Raw genomic sequence first — 13616 nt, forward strand, 5'->3', positions numbered from 1 at the left:
CGTTCGGGCGTCCTTGTGACGCGGGTGGCTTGCCCTCCCGCAACCCTACGGTGTGGCTGTTACACCGCTGCAACGGCTTTCCGGTCACCACCTCAGTCGGCGCGCCCTGACGACAACTCGCCGACAGGCTGGGCGGTTGCAAGGTGTGCCTGCAAACGTTGGGTGAGTGCCTGGACATCGACAGTTGCCTCCACCTGTAGCGGGCCGCCGTTCGCGCCGGTCAACTCCACCTGGTCGACACCTTTGCCGAAGTGGCTGCGCTGCTGCCGCTCGAGCCACCACGCGGCGGCGCGCCAGTCAACCGGTGCCCTCTTCGTCGTCGTCTCAGTGATGATTCGCCCGGTTTCCGGGTCGCGAAACTTTCGGGTCGTCTCCTCCGTCACGTAGCCGCCGGCCGCCGCCTTCTGCAACTGGCCGACGTTACGGATCGTCGCGGCGGCGCGGGCGTCGATGATGCGTTCCCACAGCCGCATGTGCGGCTCGTGGTCCGGGTTAGGGGGCTCCCCGGCGTCGCGTGCCTCGATCTCCTCACGGCCGGCGTTCATCCAGTTGTAGAAGCTCTGCTCACTGATGCCGGCGTGCGCCGAGGCGACGGCCACGGGTGCGCCGAGCCGGACAGCGTCGACGAGTCGCCTCTCCACCTCCGGGTTGAGGAGGGTGGGGCGGCCTGGCTTGCGGGGTCTGCGGCGTCGTCCCATGACATCGAAGGGTACGAATCCGGCGGGGATAGCGTCACACGCGCAGAGGGATGACGGTGCCGCAGCCGGGGCAGGCGACAGCGGTCGGCCCGTCGACGTCGTCCTGGTGGGGCTCCTCCGCGGGCGGCGCGTCCTGTCCCGGCGCCTGCGGTGTCCCGCCGTCCGGGTCGGTGTCGGTGCGGCGGAGCAGCTGGTCGATGTCGTCGGCGGTGAACCCGATCGCGTCGAGCAGCCCGGGGTCCTCGGTGGCGATGTCCTCGACGAGCTCGGCCAGGCCGCGCTGGTACCAGCCGCCAGACTCGGACAAGTGGTTCGACGCCACCGTGTACGCCTCGGCGTCGGTGTCGGTGCGGGATGACCAGCCCCGGATGACGGGGACGAGCCACTCCCCGTCGTCGTCGACGACCACACCTTCGGGCGGGCGCTGCCCTTCTTCCCGCATCGTGACGAGCGCTTCGATTCGGCCGTGGCCGGCGACCAGGCGGCCGGTGCGGTCATCCACGAGGGGAACCTCGCCGAGGGCGAACCGCTCGATCGACGCGAGGATGCCGGCCCGGTTGTGCTGCTTGGGGTTCCGTGCGGCGGGGCGTACGGCGCCGAGGGGCACGTACGCCAGCCTGCGTGGCAGTGGGGTTGTCACGGCGGGGACGGTACGGCCGCCGCCTGGTTTGCGTCCGCGGATGCGAAGGGCGCCCGGTGGCCTTCCGCCTGCTGGCGGTGGCCTCGCTCGGGCGCCCTTGGATGTTGCGCGTCAGGTGAGGGTAGTACGCCTCCCTCAGCTTGTCTGGTCTATGGGGCGATGCCCTCGTCCCACGGTGAGTCGTCCTCGTCGTCCGTGGCGATGAAGTGGCGGTAATCCTCTGACTCGCCCTGGGCCGTGTAGCTGTACTCCTTGCCCTGGTAGTCCCTCGCGGTCTCGGTCACCAGCGGGCAGCCGGTGAGGGCTCGCACCATCTGGTCGATCGTCCACGTCTTGTGGTGGCTGCCGTCGATGTAGGCGTACTCGCCTGCGATCTTGAGGGCCTTCTCGATCTTCGCTTCGGGGGTTGGCGCTTCGAGTGCTTCCGGAGGAGTAGGCATGCTGCCGGGTCTCTCTTTCTGTGGTGGTGGTGGTGGGCGTGTCGCTCGATACGCCGTCGGTTCAGTCGGATGGCCTGGGAATCACCCGGTCCAGCCGTTCTCGCGAGCGTCCCGCAGGTGGGGCTTGCAGTATGTCTCGCCGCGGTTGAGCTTCTTCTTGCAGAACTTGGCCGCTCCGGGGTTGCCGTACTCGGTCATCCACGGACACTTGCCCTTCTTCAGCAGCTCGATCTCGTCCCAGTTCCAGCACTCCGGTTTGAAGTTCTGGATGTCGTTCGGGGGCTTGGTCTTCACCGTTGTCTCACCTCCTCCCTGTTGTTGTCCTGGGCGACCAGCCGGCAGCGGTCGCAGTGGTCGGGGTTCCAACCGAGCGGAATGACGGCGCGGCCCGTCACCGTGTCGTCGTGCTCGGCGTCGGCGACCCAGCGGGCCCGGGCTGCGATCTCCGCGACAGCGGCTGCACGAGCGGCCTCCCTGCGGCGGGCCCGGGCGGCGCGGACGCGGCCGGTGACCTCGGCGGCACCGACCAGGGCGAGCAATGAGCCGAGGACGATGAAGGGCCACCAGCCGAACATGACGGTCGCGATCACGCCGGACCAGCCGAGTACAAGCAGTAGCCGGGCGGGGCCACGGACGGAGCCGCGGAGCAGGTGCCAGAACATGGCTGCCATCAGGGCCAGGACCAAGGCTGCTACGTCGGATCCGGCGAAGGCTGGGAGTAGGTCGATCATCGGTCTTCTCTTCCTGTGATCATCTGTCGGGGGTGAGGATGATGCAGTCGCCGTCGTACCGGACCTCGTACAGGGGCATCGGGTGGCCGCGTCCGGTGTCGATGACGACCTGGGTTCGCTTCGACCGGCCGCGATGGCGCTTCAACTCGTCGTTGAGTTCACCGAGGGTCATGCCCCTGGTGGCGAAGCGGCGCCGGTTGCGGTTCCACCTCTTGTTGCGGTCGCTGTAGCGGGGACGTCGGCCACCTCTCACGTGGTCGGCCACCTTCCGCAGCTTCTCCCCCGTCGGCTCATCCGCGGCCGGCTTGGAGGGGAGCATGTCCGGGTCGGCCTGCAGCACCTTGTCCTGGAACCACTCGCGGACGCGGCCCATAGTCACTTCTCCCTCGTGGCCGGCGGGAGGTACTCGATCTCCCACGTCGGGTGCGCTGAGATGGTTCGCGTCTCGCCGTCGAACCTCAGCCCGAGGTGCGGTCCGGGGAAGCTGACGATCGTGGCGAGCTTCGGCCCGTCCTTGTCGCCGGTGTAGCGGACACGGCCGCCACGGCGGGCCGGAACCTTGTAGGTGTCGCGCACATACTTGGCGCTCATCGCCTGACCATCCTCGCGTCCTGGTGCCGGAGGAACGCCAGACCGCCGCCGAGAGTGAGGCCAATAATTCCAACACCGACCAGGGTCCACCATCCGCCGCCAAGCAGGCAGATGAGGCCGCAGGCGAGGAAGAAGGTGACGGCCTTCAGGGCGAACCGGGCCAGTTCCCTCTCTTGACGCTCGGCACGCGAGGCGCCGTCCCACCGGTCGGAGACCTCGGTGATGACTCCACTCGCACCGGTAATGAAGAGGACCGGCCCCGCGACGAACAGGCCGACGAGGATGAGTGCTCCGAGACTGGCGTCGTTCATGCTGCTTTCACCTCTTGCTGGTCTGGGTTGACGGCGTGGCCGGCGTTGTCGACCTGGCATGCGTTGTCGTCGATGCCGGGGCGGGCGATCCGGTACACGTCGATCGTGTGGAGCCGGATCAGGTTGAGCCTGAAGAGGCGGGCCTCGACGGCTTCGATCGCGCTGTGTGTGAGGCCGGTCAGGTCGATGCGCTCCACCACTTCGCGGGTGGCGCGGTCAACGACTCGGACGGCGACGCGGACCCATGTGGTTGCCATGGTGGTCACGCGGCCTTGAGCTTGGCGGCGCGGTGCTGGCGGGCGAGGTTGCGGCGCCGGAGGCGCTGAGTCGAGACGCGCTCGACGTGGAAGTGGTTGCCCATCGGGCACGCGACCGCCTCGAACCGTCCGCGGCGCATCGTGGAGCGGCGCTGGTTGACGGTGGGTTGGGCGGCGGCGCGGGTCGGGAAGCTGGCCTTGCCTTCGCAGAAGGCGGGGATGAGGACAGACGTGCTGGACATCGGGGGCTCCGATCGTGTGGGTGGTCTCCCCGCTTCGCTCGATGCGGGGTCGTTCTGGAGAAACTGTATACCGAGTGTGGCGCGGTGTGAAGGCCAAATCCCTCAACGGATCGTGGAGTCGAACCACGCGCCCCGTCCGTACGGGGCATGCCACCAGGCCATCGGGACCTGGCCTTCACAGCGTTCGCTTCTGCCGGCCGAACAGAACGCGAACGCCGGGCCAGCGGATGCGCGGCCGCTGACCCGGCGAGGAACGTACCGGATGGATGGTGGTTACTGTCGTGCGCTGATCCCCTCTCGGAGGGGTTGGTCGTCGTTGTCGGGTTGCCAGTCTGGGTCGGCGATGCAGGGTTCCTCCAGGTCACGCCCGGAGTGGTTGCAGGCGCGGCAGTGGTCGGCGCAGACGTTGCCGTCGCAGATGCAGCGTTGACGCTCGGGGACGACCACGCCGGTCGCTCGGTCATGGTTCATGCGGCTTTGCTCCTTCGGACTTTGAGGTGGACGATCTCGCGGCCGGCGGGGGCGACCAGGCCGTTGTTCCCGACGCGGATCCAGCGCTTCATGTATCCGGCGCCCTTGTGGTTCTGGCCGAGGCAGGAGCACTCGCAGTCGTCAAGGCGGGCGTTCTTGCAGCGGACGTCGCACCGCTCCTTCTTGGAGAACTCGAGGTACAGGTCGATCTCCCCGAACCGGTTCGCCATGGCGGTGACGAGGGTGCGCAGATGGGGTCGGGCGACGTCCCAGCACTCCTCGGGCTTGTTCCACTCGGGCTGGACTCGCTTCCCGAGTGTTTCGAGGATCCACTTTCGGTTGGAGCCGCCTTCGTACGGCATCCAGGCAGCGAGGCGGCGCCGGTCGACCGACCGGCGCACCCATGGCCTCGGCGCGTACGCCATCAGTACGGAGCCTCCCCGAACCACTCGGCGGGCTGGCGGTGCATCTCGTACGCTTCGCTGGCATGGCGGCCCTCGTCGATCGCGGACTCGATGTCCTGCTCGGCGCGCGCCTGGTCCTGGTCGTCCTCGTGCACCAGGAACCTGATCGGCTTCCCGGCCTGCTCCGCGTAGGCGACCTCGCGGCGGGTGGATTCCCCGATGTAGCCGCCGACATTCAGCACGAGGACCTCGTCGGCAAGGTCAATCTTCCGCATGTGCAGCTCGTCGAGCGCAACCTTCTCGGCGGAGTCGTGGCCGACTCCCTCGCCGTGCCCGTGCTTGGCCTTCGCATGCGGGTAGAAGCCGACCGACAGGACGATTTTGCCGGCCATCGTGAGGTCGTAGTTCGCCTGCTGGAACTCGTCGTAGAAGCGGGTGGAGCCGCACAGGACGACGATGCGGGGGCGGTCGCCGCCGAAGTCGCGCACCAGCTGGTGGTGTTCGGCGCATTGGGTCCTGTAGTGGGGGTAGCTCATGCTGGTTGGCTCACTTTCTGGTGGTTGGGCATGTCGTTGTGCTCGCGGCCGTCGAGGAGCCGACCGGCTGCCTTCTTGCCGACACGGCGGATCGTGACCTCGGTGCCGTCCTCGGCGCCGTGAGGTTCGGTGATCGGCCAGCAGTAGCCGTCGCGGCGGATCTCCCTGTCGCCATGCCGGAAGCAGCCCTTCTCATCTGGCCCGACCGGCGCCCAGGACCCGTACTGCTTGAAGAAGAACGGCACGTCGGCGGCTTGGCACTGGTCGCGGAGTGAGCGTGCCCAGTCGGGGTGCATCGGCCGTGCCTTGAGACCGGACTCCCCGCCGACAATGACCCAGTCGAGGCGACGGACGGCAGCAGCGCAGCAGCCGCCCGCGTGGACGGCAGAGGCAGTAAGTCCGTGGCCACGCTCATCGCCGCGACATGCCGCGGATGCCAGGTCGACCGGGCCGAGGAGCGGTTCACAGGACAGGAAATGCACCGCTGCGGGGGCGGAGAAGAGGTCTCGGATACGCCGGACGGCTTCCTGCTGGTTCTCGACCGATGTTCCCATCCACACGTTCGACGGCCAGGGCAGCTTGCCCGCGAGCCTGGGTAGGCGACTTGGCCGCTTGGTGAGGATCTGATACGTGTGCTGCGGCGTGGCCTCCATGACGTCAAACACCTGACGGATGAAGTCGAACGGCACTCGGGCATGGAACAGGTCACTCATGGAGTTCACGAAGACCGTTCGTGGCTTCTTCCATGTGTAGGGGTCGTTGAGCGTGTCGGGGTGGATGGTGAGGCCGAAGCCGGGTCCGGATGTGCGCGGGTCACCATCGTTCTGGTACTTCGCGGAGCCCATGCCCTTGAGGCGCTTGGCCAGGGTAAGGGCGTAGCAGTTGTCGCAGCCATCCGAGATGCGATCGCAGCCGGTGGTCGGATTCCACGTGGTGTCGGTCCATTCGATCTTGGTGCTCATGCTGTCAGTGCTCCTATGAAGGCGATGGCGGTGTCGACGTTCGCTCGGACGTCAGGAACGGTGTAGTACAGGGCCCCGGCTGTGAGCAGCAGCAGGCCGGGGAAAATCAGCGCGTTCTCGTACCAGGCGTTGGTTGTGATCGGGCCACCCTTGTAGTCCTCGCCGTCGTCCTGCCCGTCGATCCATGTGAGCGGCTTCGGCACCCCTGACTTGGTTGGGGCGTCGCCGAGGATGTGTGCGAGGACGCCGAGGCCGAACGCGATGGGCAGCCACTACAGCTGGACGGCGTTCTCGGAGACGTACCAGCCGGCGGCGGCCGAGGCGGCGAGGTTGATCGGCCACGACTTCTCGCTGGGGCCGGGGATGACGAACGACAGTGCCCGCAGCGTGGCACCAACGGCGATGGCAACGGCGACACCGGAAGCGGCCGGGTGCAGCGACGCCAGCCACGCCAGTAGCGCGAACAGTGGCGGGGCGATCAGCCAGTCGTGGGTGCCGCCGCGGTGGCCACGGAACACGGTGTTCACCACCAGGTGGACGGCCCGGGAGATCGGCCCCCACATGATGGTCACCGACGACTTGTGGTGGTCCCAGTCCGGGATCAGTGCCGCCCCGCCGCAGGCTGCGACCCACGCGAGTTGGTTGACGGGCCCGTGGATCGGCATGACCAGCAGCAGCCCGGCGCCTGCGGCGAGGCCGGTCGCGGCGTGCGTACGCCACATCATCGGGCGGCCTCCCGCATGGCGTGGAGACGGCGGGACCACTTCGGGTGCGTGGCCCACGGGCCGGTGATGATCGGGTCGGGCCAGTTCTCGGCGATCCAGTCAGCCGCCTCTTCAAACTCGGCGTGGGTGAACAGGGCCACGGCGTAGTTGTCTGCTGCGTACTCGGCGCGACGGTCGGCGGCCCGGAGTGCCGCCAGGGTGGCGGTGGAGCAGACGAGCCCAGCCAGGGTCGCGACCATCACCCACATGGCGAGGCTGTACCGCTCGAACAGAACGAACGCGAAGATGCTGAACGCCCAAAGCATCGGCGACGCCGCGGCCGCCACGACGGACTCGAGTGGCGGTCTCACGTGATCTCGCCGCATGTAGTGAGCCAGTTCGTGGGCGAGGATCCAGCGTTGGACGGCGGGCGGGTCGTCCGTCAGATCGGGGTGGACCTCCAACGTTGCCCTGCCGTTGCGATCCTCGAAGATGCCCGCCTTGTCCGCGCTGGTGAACGTGACGGGCGGCAGCGGATGCACGCCGGCTTTGGCGCACAGGTCCTGCCACATTTCGATGATGTGCGTCCACTGTGCGGGTGTCGGGATGGCCACGTCGGCGAAGGTGTCCGTCATCAGGCGACTGCCTGCAACAACCGGGACGGGCTGGCGCGGCGGCGTCGCTTCGGCGGCGCCTTCTCCTTCAGCACCTTCACCGCTGCTTGAACGTGCGGGATCTTGCCGATGACGCGGCGTTCACGCTCCGATGCCCCACCCCAAACGCCGTGCCTCTCCTCGCCGACGAGGGCGGTGAGCAGGCAGTCGGCGCGGAAGGGGCAGTCGCCGCAGAACCTCTTGGCGACCTTGGTGGACTGGCCCTTCTCGGGAAACCACTCCTCGGGGTCTCCGGCGCACGTCGGTTGCGCTTCGGTTGGGTCGTTCCACGGGTCGCGGGGGTAGGTGGTGAAGTCGACGCCGGCCATGAGCGCGGCGATCTTCGGCTCCTGTGCGGGGAGGGCGAGCTCGGTCATTGGCGAGTCGTCTTTCTCGTTGTGTTTGGTGGCTGGCTGGCGGTCGCTCTACCGCCGTGGTGGTGGGGCCGGCCGGAGCCGACCCCACCAGGGTGCGTCAGTACGTGTCTGCCGAGTCGACGACGTCGACTGCTAGCTGCTCGGCGGTGGGCTGCATCGGGGGAACCTTCCCGTTCGTCTTGTGGTGTGTCCGTCGCTCGTCGGACCCCAAGCGAAATGGTATACCGGCTACGGCACGGCGTCCAGCCACACCACACACTCCGCCGCATAGGACACGACGAAGGCCCCGACCGCAATGGCCGGGGCCTTCGCTGTGCGGTTGTGTCAGGCGGCTGCGGACTCCTCCGAGCGCTCGGCGGAGTGCTTGTCCCAGGCTGCCTGCACCCAACGCCGGCTCGTGGCCCGGTTGCAGGTCAGACCGAGCTCGCGGTGAATGTCCGCCGCAACCGGCTTCTCGCCCGGGTTCGCGGCGAGGATCTCGGCGCAGCGGGCAAGGACACGGGCCTGATCATCGGAGCGCGGGGCCGGCACCTCGGTCTCGTCGGCGGTCTCCGCGTCACCCTTGGGCAGCTCGACGACGGCCGGCTTGACGTCGGCGGTCTTCGTCGCTCGGCTGCGCTTCTTGGCCGTGCTTGCTGGCACCGGCGCTTCCGCAGCCTGGGAGTGCCTCAGCGCGTATGCCCACATGTGCATTCCGAGAACCACGCCGATCGGCGGGAAGCCTGCGATCAGCACAACCAGGGCGTACGACCACCACTCCCCTTCCGCGCGAACGATGATCTGCGAGTACGTCACCGCGTGCACCCCATTGCACACCCACGAGGCGGTAATGAAGACGACCAGCACTACCCAGGCGTAGATCCGGTGGATGCGCGCCTTCCCGTGCAGGGCGACGATCAGAATCGACGCCACGAGTGCAGGCACGTCGATGATGAACGGAAATAGGAACGGCAGCCAGGCAGTTCCCGGTGGCGGTTCCGCCGGGCCAAGCTGCTCAGCTACCCACTTGATGTTCCAGAACGAGTAGATGAAGGATGCCGCGACGATCACGAGCGCGCCGAAGGCGCCGACCTGCGCAACCATCTCCATGCGCAGATCCGAGAGGCTCGTACCCTTCTTCATTGCGGTTCTCCGTTTCTCGTGGTCGAGTGCTGTCGCTCGTCAGCACCTGTAGCAAGAGTTTGGGTCAGTCGGTGCGCGGTGGGGACTGCCGGTCGGCGATCAGGTCGTCGCAGAGTTGGCGGACGCGGGAGAGGGACATTCCGACGGCCTGGGCGAGCTTGGTGATCGGCATGTCGGGGTTCGCCTTGAACGCCTCGCGCACCAGGTTCCGCCGGGCGCGCATCTCAGCCTGGTAGGCGGCGTGCAGCTCCTGGACCTTTCGGGCTGACTGGGCGGCGGCGTTGATCGTCTCCTGCGGCGACTTCTCCTGCGGCATGTGGATCAGCGTAGTGCGCTGCATGCTGCCAGGTGCGGTGTGCGCCTCGCCTGTCGGCAGTGACCTGAGCATCGGCGTTCCCTCCCTCCTGAGACGGGGGCGCGGCCCTGGTGGACCGCGCCCCGTCATGGTCGTGCGGCGGCTACTGCTCCCGGTTGGCGAGGCGCTGCCGGAGCGCGTTCCGGATGTCGGCGCCGGCCATGACGATGCAGGCGCCTGCGACCATGCCGCCGAAGAGGCGTGACATCGCGTCTTCCGCCCCGGCGGCGAGCATCCCGCCGAAGACGATGCCGACGAGCATGGCCACGACGAAGAGGCCCTGGTCGGCCTTGCTGATCTTGGTTTCGGTGATTGCGGTCATGGTGCTGTCGTTCCTTCCTGTGCGGTTTCCGGCCTCGCTCGAAGCCGGTTGGTGGGAGGCGGGTCTATGTGGTGCGGCTCGCTGCCTGCTCGGCCAAGCCTTCGGCGAAGTCGCCGACGGTGATCCCTCCGCCGAGGTCGAGCGCGGCGATTTCGGCGAGGCTCGCCGCGGTGCGGTACTCGCCGTCGTGCTTGACGAGGTGGCCGGCGTCGACGAGCTGGCCGAGCAGGTTGTACGTCTGCCCCTTGGACAGGCCAGCCTTCTTCATGATCGCCGCGCCCTTTGTGGCGCCGATCAGGACAGCCCTGTAGATCGCGGCCTGTGAGTCGGTCAGGCCGTCCGGGACGCGCACCTTGACCGGCCCCGGGAATTTCGGCGGGCCGATGCTGGAGATGGTTGCCGGCTCGAAGTCCTCGTCGTCCTCGTCGAGGTCGTCCCCGTCATCGTCGTCGTAGTCGTCGAAGTCGTGGCTCTCGTCCTGGAGACGCTCCCACTCCTCCGCCGCGATCTTCTTGCGGTCGACGTACTCGCGGCCGATCGCGGCGGCCGCGTGGTCCGGCAGCGAACGGGTTGGGAACTTCAGGAACCACTGGTCGGCGATCGACTCCCCGCCGTCCTCGGGCGGCTCGTCGTCCAGGAAGAACGCGCGGAACGGGGCCTGCCGCGTGCCCGGCTCGCCTGACTCGATGAACCCGTAACCCGGCAGTGCCGGCAGGTCCTTCGGGTTCATCGCGATCCGCAGAATGTTCTTGGCCGGGCCGGACGTCGTGCGCAGAACGAGGGTCGTGTACTGCTGCATCAGCGACCGGATGGTGTCGGAGCCGGCGAACGAGTCCAGGCTGGGGTGCTGGGTCGCGGCGATGAACGTGGCCGCGAGTTTCCGCGCCTTCCGGACGAGGTTCCCCCACTCCTTGATCTCCTTGTCCGACAGGATGTGCCGGTTCCAGATTTCGTGGCACTCGTCGATGACAAGGAGGAGCAGCGGCATCGCCTCGCTCGGCGTGATGCCGGACCGCTTGGACCGCTTGAGGTACCGCTCGCGGCGCCGGAACTCCTTCTTGAGGGCGCGCAGCATCAGCTTGCCCCGGTCCTTGCCGGTCGGCGCCCAGTCGGAGTGCCTGAGCAGCTGCGGCGACGACGCGCCCTCCTGCCCGTCGAGGTACCACCGGATGGTCGGGACCCCAGACGAGATGCTGACGCACAGCTGGTTGAGGATGCCGGACTTCCCGGATCCCTGGCCACCGAACAGGGTGATGTGCCGGGCAGAGTTCGGCGCGAGGACCGGCACCTTGACGGTTCCCAAACCGTCGGCGTACCGAGCCATCGACACCCAGGCGTACTTGCCCTCCTGGATCCAGCCCGCCTCGGTGAAGTCCTGCGTCACCTTGATCGGGGACTTCTTGACCACGGTCAGCTTGATGTTCGACGAGTCCTCGTCGCCGGCAGGCTCGAGGATGATGTCCTGGATAGTGCGGCGCAGGCCGGATGCGATCGACTTGGTCTTGCTGTTGGCGTCCTCCACAGAGTGGACGCCGGGAACGCCGTCGATCAGGTACGACTCCGAGACCGACTCCTCCGTCTCGTTCACTCCGAGCGGGATGAGCTCGGCCTTCGCCATCGGCTGGGACTGGTTGTAGAGGTAGGCGTACCAGTTGCCCATGACGTCCTCCCGGTCCGGGCGGACGGGGCCGGCGGTCTTGATGATCGGCCGCGGCTTTGACGGCGGGCAGATCGGGTAGCCGGTGCGCACGTGCTGCCACCAGCGGGCAGAGCAGGCGACGGTGCCTGCCGCCAGCACGAAGTCCGCGGTGGCATTGCTGCCGCCGTTGGTGATGACGTAGGTGAGCCAGGCGACGGCTGTCACGATTCCGGCCATCACGTGCGTACGCCACGCCCTCACGGTCAGCTTGTACGCGACGAGGAGGGCGACCACGCCGACGGTGCCCGTGGCGACGAACACGCCCGGGTCAGTCATCCAGGCGGTTCCGGCCACCTTCGGCAACGCCCAGGTGAGGAGAAACCCGAGTCCCCAGACACCGGCGCCGACGTAGACCGGGCGGAGCTGGCGACGCATCCGCCAGAGGCTGCTTCCGCCGTCGTCGGCCGGCTCTACCTCGACACGCTCCTTCTGCTGCGCGACCCGGAGCGCGGTAGCGGCAGCTGTCTCGGCCATGACCTGCAGCTCGCGGTCACGACGGCTGCCGGGGAGCAGGCCACCCTTTGGCGGCGCTGACTGCGGCCGGGTCGGGGGCTTCTTCTGCTTCCACATGGCCGGGCGTGTCCTTCCTGTGTCTCGTACGGTGGGCGGGGCACTCCGTTGTGCCCCGCCCGTTGGCTGGGACTATCCGCGGTTGCGGACGAAGTCCCCTTCGCCAGCGTCGGGGCTGGCGTCGTACTGGTCGGCGACCTGGACCGAGTCCTGGAGCTTCTCCCGCGCGTTCTCGAACGTGGCGACGAGGTTTTCGAGCCCTTCCGCCGCCTCCGCGAACGCCTGGATGCAGCCAGGCCCGACCTTCGCCTGCTGCAGGCTGGCGACGGCGGACTCGAGGTTGGTCGTGCCGGTCGCGCACGCTTCCTTCCACTCTTCGACGAGTTGGATGGCGTCGTCGAGAGTGACCACTTCGGATACAGCCACTTTGGCGCTCTCTTTCTGTTCGTTGCGGATGGGGTGGACGGTCGCCATCTGGTCGGCGTCGCCCTCGGAGGCGGCGGGCTTGTCGCCGGTCTCCTTCTCGGGGGCGGGTTCGCTCTCTCCCGCCTTGTCGGATGGGGTGTCGTTGCTGCCCTCCGGCGTTTCGTCGGTGGGCTGCTCAGGCGCCGACTCGGGGGGCGTGGTCTTGGCCCGGTCCTTGTCGTCGTCATCGGTGGTTACGACCGCCGTGCCGGCGGCCGCGGGGACGCGTTCGGCGATGAACTTGTTCCGCTCGAGCCAGTCCTTCGCCTTGGCCTTGTTGTCGGTGAGCCGCTTGCCGAGGCCGACCTTCTCGCCGGCTTCTTTCGCGGCGTGCTGGGCGCGGAGCTTCTCGGCGCGGTCGGCCATCTTCTTGCGGTACCGGTCGGCCTTGACCGGGTCGATCGCATCCCACTTCGTCAGCCGCCTCTGGTGCGCGGTGGTGACGGAGTGGTCGACCAGGGCGCGGAAGTAGTCCCGGACCGGGCGGGGCTTGTCCCGCCTGGCCTGCCGGGCGGCCTCCCGCCGCCCTGCCGCCTGCTCCTTCTGGCGCAACGCCTGCATCCGGTACTCATGCGACGGAGGGGTCTTGCCGCGGAGCATGAACGGGATGTCCGACCATCCCTTCCCGGCTGCGATCGTCGCGACAAGCGCGGCGAAGATGAACGGTTCCAGACCTGTCATTCAGATCACCCGAACGAGGAGAGGAGAGCGCCGACAAAGGTCGCGATCATCGCGAGGCCGGCGATGCCGAAGCTGACCAGCACCGCGAAGAACCCGCCAGTGATCGTGCAGACGGACGGGTAGACCAGGGTCATCCCCTGCGTCAGGTACGACGGATCCCCGTCCCTCATGTCGAAGTAGATGATCACGCCCAGCGCGATCGCGATGACTACGGGCACCCCGACGCCGAGGATCATCGACGTCGCCGACGTGCCCGCGTCCACGACCGCCCCAGCGGCCTGGTTGAGGGCGCTTCCGATGCCCCCGGCCAGGCCGAGACCCGCGATCAGGTCGAGCGGCAGGATCCACTTCTGCCACTTGTTTTTCCAGTTGGCGATGGCGGACAGCACAAGTGCGATGGCCGCGATCGCCGCGACTCCGAGTGTCATGGCTGTGTCGGTTCCTT

General features: G+C 67.8%; 24 protein-coding genes. All 24 read right to left on the bottom strand.

The window, feature by feature from the left end; all coding sequences use genetic code 11:
- Nucleotides 1–92: 92 nt before the first annotated feature.
- The 24 genes from ABN028_RS19790 to ABN028_RS19905 all read right to left on the bottom strand — a co-directional run bounded on the left by ABN028_RS19790 (nucleotide 93) and on the right by ABN028_RS19905 (nucleotide 13599).
- On the bottom strand, nucleotides 93–698 hold the full coding sequence (locus ABN028_RS19790) for a hypothetical protein (RefSeq protein WP_349697630.1): 606 nt from the start codon (nucleotides 696–698) through the stop codon (nucleotides 93–95).
- A 34-nt stretch (nucleotides 699–732) separates the two neighbouring features.
- Nucleotides 733–1338: a ParB N-terminal domain-containing protein gene (locus ABN028_RS19795; RefSeq protein ID WP_349697631.1), complete on the bottom strand. Its 606-nt coding sequence runs from the start codon at nucleotides 1336–1338 to the stop codon at nucleotides 733–735.
- Between the two features lie 149 nt (nucleotides 1339–1487).
- The gene (locus ABN028_RS19800; RefSeq protein WP_349697632.1) at nucleotides 1488–1778 is read right to left on the bottom strand and encodes a hypothetical protein; all 291 of its coding nucleotides are present in this window, start codon (nucleotides 1776–1778) and stop codon (nucleotides 1488–1490) included.
- Between the two features lie 81 nt (nucleotides 1779–1859).
- Nucleotides 1860–2072 carry a hypothetical protein gene (locus tag ABN028_RS19805; RefSeq protein ID WP_349697633.1) on the bottom strand — a complete coding sequence of 71 codons (213 nt, stop codon included), beginning with the start codon at nucleotides 2070–2072 and terminating at the stop codon, nucleotides 1860–1862.
- Entirely contained in the window at nucleotides 2069–2509 is a 441-nt protein-coding gene (locus tag ABN028_RS19810) for a hypothetical protein (RefSeq protein WP_349697634.1), read from the bottom strand. Before ABN028_RS19810 ends, ABN028_RS19805 begins: the two co-directional genes overlap by 4 nt.
- A gap of 19 nt (nucleotides 2510–2528) precedes the next feature.
- Nucleotides 2529–2882, bottom strand: coding sequence for a hypothetical protein (locus ABN028_RS19815; protein ID WP_349697635.1), 354 nt, complete (start codon nucleotides 2880–2882; stop codon nucleotides 2529–2531).
- A 2-nt stretch (nucleotides 2883–2884) separates the two neighbouring features.
- Nucleotides 2885–3100, bottom strand: a complete 216-nt coding sequence (locus ABN028_RS19820; protein ID WP_349697636.1) for a hypothetical protein — start codon at nucleotides 3098–3100, stop codon at nucleotides 2885–2887.
- Nucleotides 3097–3411, bottom strand: a complete 315-nt coding sequence (locus ABN028_RS19825; protein ID WP_349697637.1) for a hypothetical protein — start codon at nucleotides 3409–3411, stop codon at nucleotides 3097–3099. Before ABN028_RS19825 ends, ABN028_RS19820 begins: the two co-directional genes overlap by 4 nt.
- Nucleotides 3408–3608 carry a hypothetical protein gene (locus ABN028_RS19830; protein WP_349697638.1) on the bottom strand — a complete coding sequence of 67 codons (201 nt, stop codon included), beginning with the start codon at nucleotides 3606–3608 and terminating at the stop codon, nucleotides 3408–3410. Before ABN028_RS19830 ends, ABN028_RS19825 begins: the two co-directional genes overlap by 4 nt.
- A 65-nt stretch (nucleotides 3609–3673) precedes the next feature.
- The gene (locus ABN028_RS19835; RefSeq protein WP_349697639.1) at nucleotides 3674–3910 is read right to left on the bottom strand and encodes a hypothetical protein; all 237 of its coding nucleotides are present in this window, start codon (nucleotides 3908–3910) and stop codon (nucleotides 3674–3676) included.
- 273 nt (nucleotides 3911–4183) lie between these two features.
- Nucleotides 4184–4381 (bottom strand): hypothetical protein, encoded by a 198-nt coding sequence (locus ABN028_RS19840; protein WP_349697640.1) that lies wholly within the window; start codon nucleotides 4379–4381, stop codon nucleotides 4184–4186.
- Nucleotides 4378–4806 carry a hypothetical protein gene (locus ABN028_RS19845; RefSeq protein WP_349697641.1) on the bottom strand — a complete coding sequence of 143 codons (429 nt, stop codon included), beginning with the start codon at nucleotides 4804–4806 and terminating at the stop codon, nucleotides 4378–4380. The genes ABN028_RS19840 and ABN028_RS19845 overlap by 4 nt, the downstream gene beginning before the upstream one ends.
- Nucleotides 4806–5321, bottom strand: a complete 516-nt coding sequence (locus tag ABN028_RS19850) for a hypothetical protein (protein WP_349697642.1) — start codon at nucleotides 5319–5321, stop codon at nucleotides 4806–4808. Before ABN028_RS19850 ends, ABN028_RS19845 begins: the two co-directional genes overlap by 1 nt.
- Nucleotides 5318–6283: a DUF5131 family protein gene (locus ABN028_RS19855; RefSeq protein WP_349697643.1), complete on the bottom strand. Its 966-nt coding sequence runs from the start codon at nucleotides 6281–6283 to the stop codon at nucleotides 5318–5320. The genes ABN028_RS19850 and ABN028_RS19855 overlap by 4 nt, the downstream gene beginning before the upstream one ends.
- A complete protein-coding gene (locus tag ABN028_RS19860; protein WP_349697644.1) occupies nucleotides 6280–6486 on the bottom strand; it encodes a hypothetical protein in 207 nt (68 codons plus the stop codon). Before ABN028_RS19860 ends, ABN028_RS19855 begins: the two co-directional genes overlap by 4 nt.
- Before the next feature lie 69 nt (nucleotides 6487–6555).
- A complete protein-coding gene (locus ABN028_RS19865; protein ID WP_349697645.1) occupies nucleotides 6556–7008 on the bottom strand; it encodes a metal-dependent hydrolase in 453 nt (150 codons plus the stop codon).
- Complete coding sequence (locus ABN028_RS19870) at nucleotides 7005–7622, bottom strand: M48 family metalloprotease (protein WP_349697646.1); 618 nt, start codon at nucleotides 7620–7622, stop codon at nucleotides 7005–7007. Before ABN028_RS19870 ends, ABN028_RS19865 begins: the two co-directional genes overlap by 4 nt.
- Nucleotides 7622–8017 (bottom strand): WhiB family transcriptional regulator, encoded by a 396-nt coding sequence (locus ABN028_RS19875; protein WP_349697647.1) that lies wholly within the window; start codon nucleotides 8015–8017, stop codon nucleotides 7622–7624. Before ABN028_RS19875 ends, ABN028_RS19870 begins: the two co-directional genes overlap by 1 nt.
- A 324-nt stretch (nucleotides 8018–8341) precedes the next feature.
- Nucleotides 8342–9139: a hypothetical protein gene (locus ABN028_RS19880; protein WP_349697648.1), complete on the bottom strand. Its 798-nt coding sequence runs from the start codon at nucleotides 9137–9139 to the stop codon at nucleotides 8342–8344.
- A gap of 64 nt (nucleotides 9140–9203) precedes the next feature.
- Entirely contained in the window at nucleotides 9204–9455 is a 252-nt protein-coding gene (locus ABN028_RS19885; RefSeq protein ID WP_349697649.1) for a hypothetical protein, read from the bottom strand.
- 142 nt (nucleotides 9456–9597) lie between these two features.
- Entirely contained in the window at nucleotides 9598–9816 is a 219-nt protein-coding gene (locus tag ABN028_RS19890) for a hypothetical protein (RefSeq protein WP_349697650.1), read from the bottom strand.
- Between the two features lie 64 nt (nucleotides 9817–9880).
- A complete protein-coding gene (locus tag ABN028_RS19895) occupies nucleotides 9881–12085 on the bottom strand; it encodes a zonular occludens toxin domain-containing protein (protein ID WP_349697651.1) in 2205 nt (734 codons plus the stop codon).
- Nucleotides 12086–12157: 72 nt separating this feature from the next.
- Nucleotides 12158–13171: a hypothetical protein gene (locus ABN028_RS19900; RefSeq protein WP_349697652.1), complete on the bottom strand. Its 1014-nt coding sequence runs from the start codon at nucleotides 13169–13171 to the stop codon at nucleotides 12158–12160.
- A gap of 5 nt (nucleotides 13172–13176) precedes the next feature.
- Nucleotides 13177–13599, bottom strand: a complete 423-nt coding sequence (locus ABN028_RS19905; RefSeq protein ID WP_349697653.1) for a hypothetical protein — start codon at nucleotides 13597–13599, stop codon at nucleotides 13177–13179.
- Nucleotides 13600–13616: the final 17 nt, after the last annotated feature.

Origin of the sequence: Actinopolymorpha sp. B17G11 (assembly GCF_040196095.1) — a bacterium.
Lineage (GTDB): Bacteria > Actinomycetota > Actinomycetes > Propionibacteriales > Actinopolymorphaceae > Thermasporomyces.

Bases quoted from the DNA above. Each gene is read 5' to 3' on its own strand.
- ABN028_RS19890 (WP_349697650.1), bottom strand. From the start codon at position 9,816: ATGACCGCAATCACCGAAACCAAGATCAGCAAGGCCGACCAGGGCCTC.
- ABN028_RS19790 (WP_349697630.1), bottom strand. From the start codon at position 698: ATGGGACGACGCCGCAGACCCCGCAAGCCAGGCCGCCCCACCCTCCTC.
- ABN028_RS19885 (WP_349697649.1), bottom strand. From the start codon at position 9,455: ATGCCGCAGGAGAAGTCGCCGCAGGAGACGATCAACGCCGCCGCCCAG.
- ABN028_RS19870 (WP_349697646.1), bottom strand. From the start codon at position 7,622: ATGACGGACACCTTCGCCGACGTGGCCATCCCGACACCCGCACAGTGG.
- ABN028_RS19850 (WP_349697642.1), bottom strand. From the start codon at position 5,321: ATGAGCTACCCCCACTACAGGACCCAATGCGCCGAACACCACCAGCTG.
- ABN028_RS19905 (WP_349697653.1), bottom strand. From the start codon at position 13,599: ATGACACTCGGAGTCGCGGCGATCGCGGCCATCGCACTTGTGCTGTCC.
- ABN028_RS19875 (WP_349697647.1), bottom strand. From the start codon at position 8,017: ATGACCGAGCTCGCCCTCCCCGCACAGGAGCCGAAGATCGCCGCGCTC.
- ABN028_RS19855 (WP_349697643.1), bottom strand. From the start codon at position 6,283: ATGAGCACCAAGATCGAATGGACCGACACCACGTGGAATCCGACCACC.
- ABN028_RS19810 (WP_349697634.1), bottom strand. From the start codon at position 2,509: ATGATCGACCTACTCCCAGCCTTCGCCGGATCCGACGTAGCAGCCTTG.
- ABN028_RS19880 (WP_349697648.1), bottom strand. From the start codon at position 9,139: ATGAAGAAGGGTACGAGCCTCTCGGATCTGCGCATGGAGATGGTTGCG.
- ABN028_RS19895 (WP_349697651.1), bottom strand. From the start codon at position 12,085: ATGTGGAAGCAGAAGAAGCCCCCGACCCGGCCGCAGTCAGCGCCGCCA.
- ABN028_RS19835 (WP_349697639.1), bottom strand. From the start codon at position 3,910: ATGTCCAGCACGTCTGTCCTCATCCCCGCCTTCTGCGAAGGCAAGGCC.
- ABN028_RS19900 (WP_349697652.1), bottom strand. From the start codon at position 13,171: ATGACAGGTCTGGAACCGTTCATCTTCGCCGCGCTTGTCGCGACGATC.
- ABN028_RS19825 (WP_349697637.1), bottom strand. From the start codon at position 3,411: ATGAACGACGCCAGTCTCGGAGCACTCATCCTCGTCGGCCTGTTCGTC.
- ABN028_RS19865 (WP_349697645.1), bottom strand. From the start codon at position 7,008: ATGATGTGGCGTACGCACGCCGCGACCGGCCTCGCCGCAGGCGCCGGG.
- ABN028_RS19815 (WP_349697635.1), bottom strand. From the start codon at position 2,882: ATGGGCCGCGTCCGCGAGTGGTTCCAGGACAAGGTGCTGCAGGCCGAC.
- ABN028_RS19800 (WP_349697632.1), bottom strand. From the start codon at position 1,778: ATGCCTACTCCTCCGGAAGCACTCGAAGCGCCAACCCCCGAAGCGAAG.
- ABN028_RS19820 (WP_349697636.1), bottom strand. From the start codon at position 3,100: ATGAGCGCCAAGTATGTGCGCGACACCTACAAGGTTCCGGCCCGCCGT.
- ABN028_RS19840 (WP_349697640.1), bottom strand. From the start codon at position 4,381: ATGAACCATGACCGAGCGACCGGCGTGGTCGTCCCCGAGCGTCAACGC.
- ABN028_RS19845 (WP_349697641.1), bottom strand. From the start codon at position 4,806: ATGGCGTACGCGCCGAGGCCATGGGTGCGCCGGTCGGTCGACCGGCGC.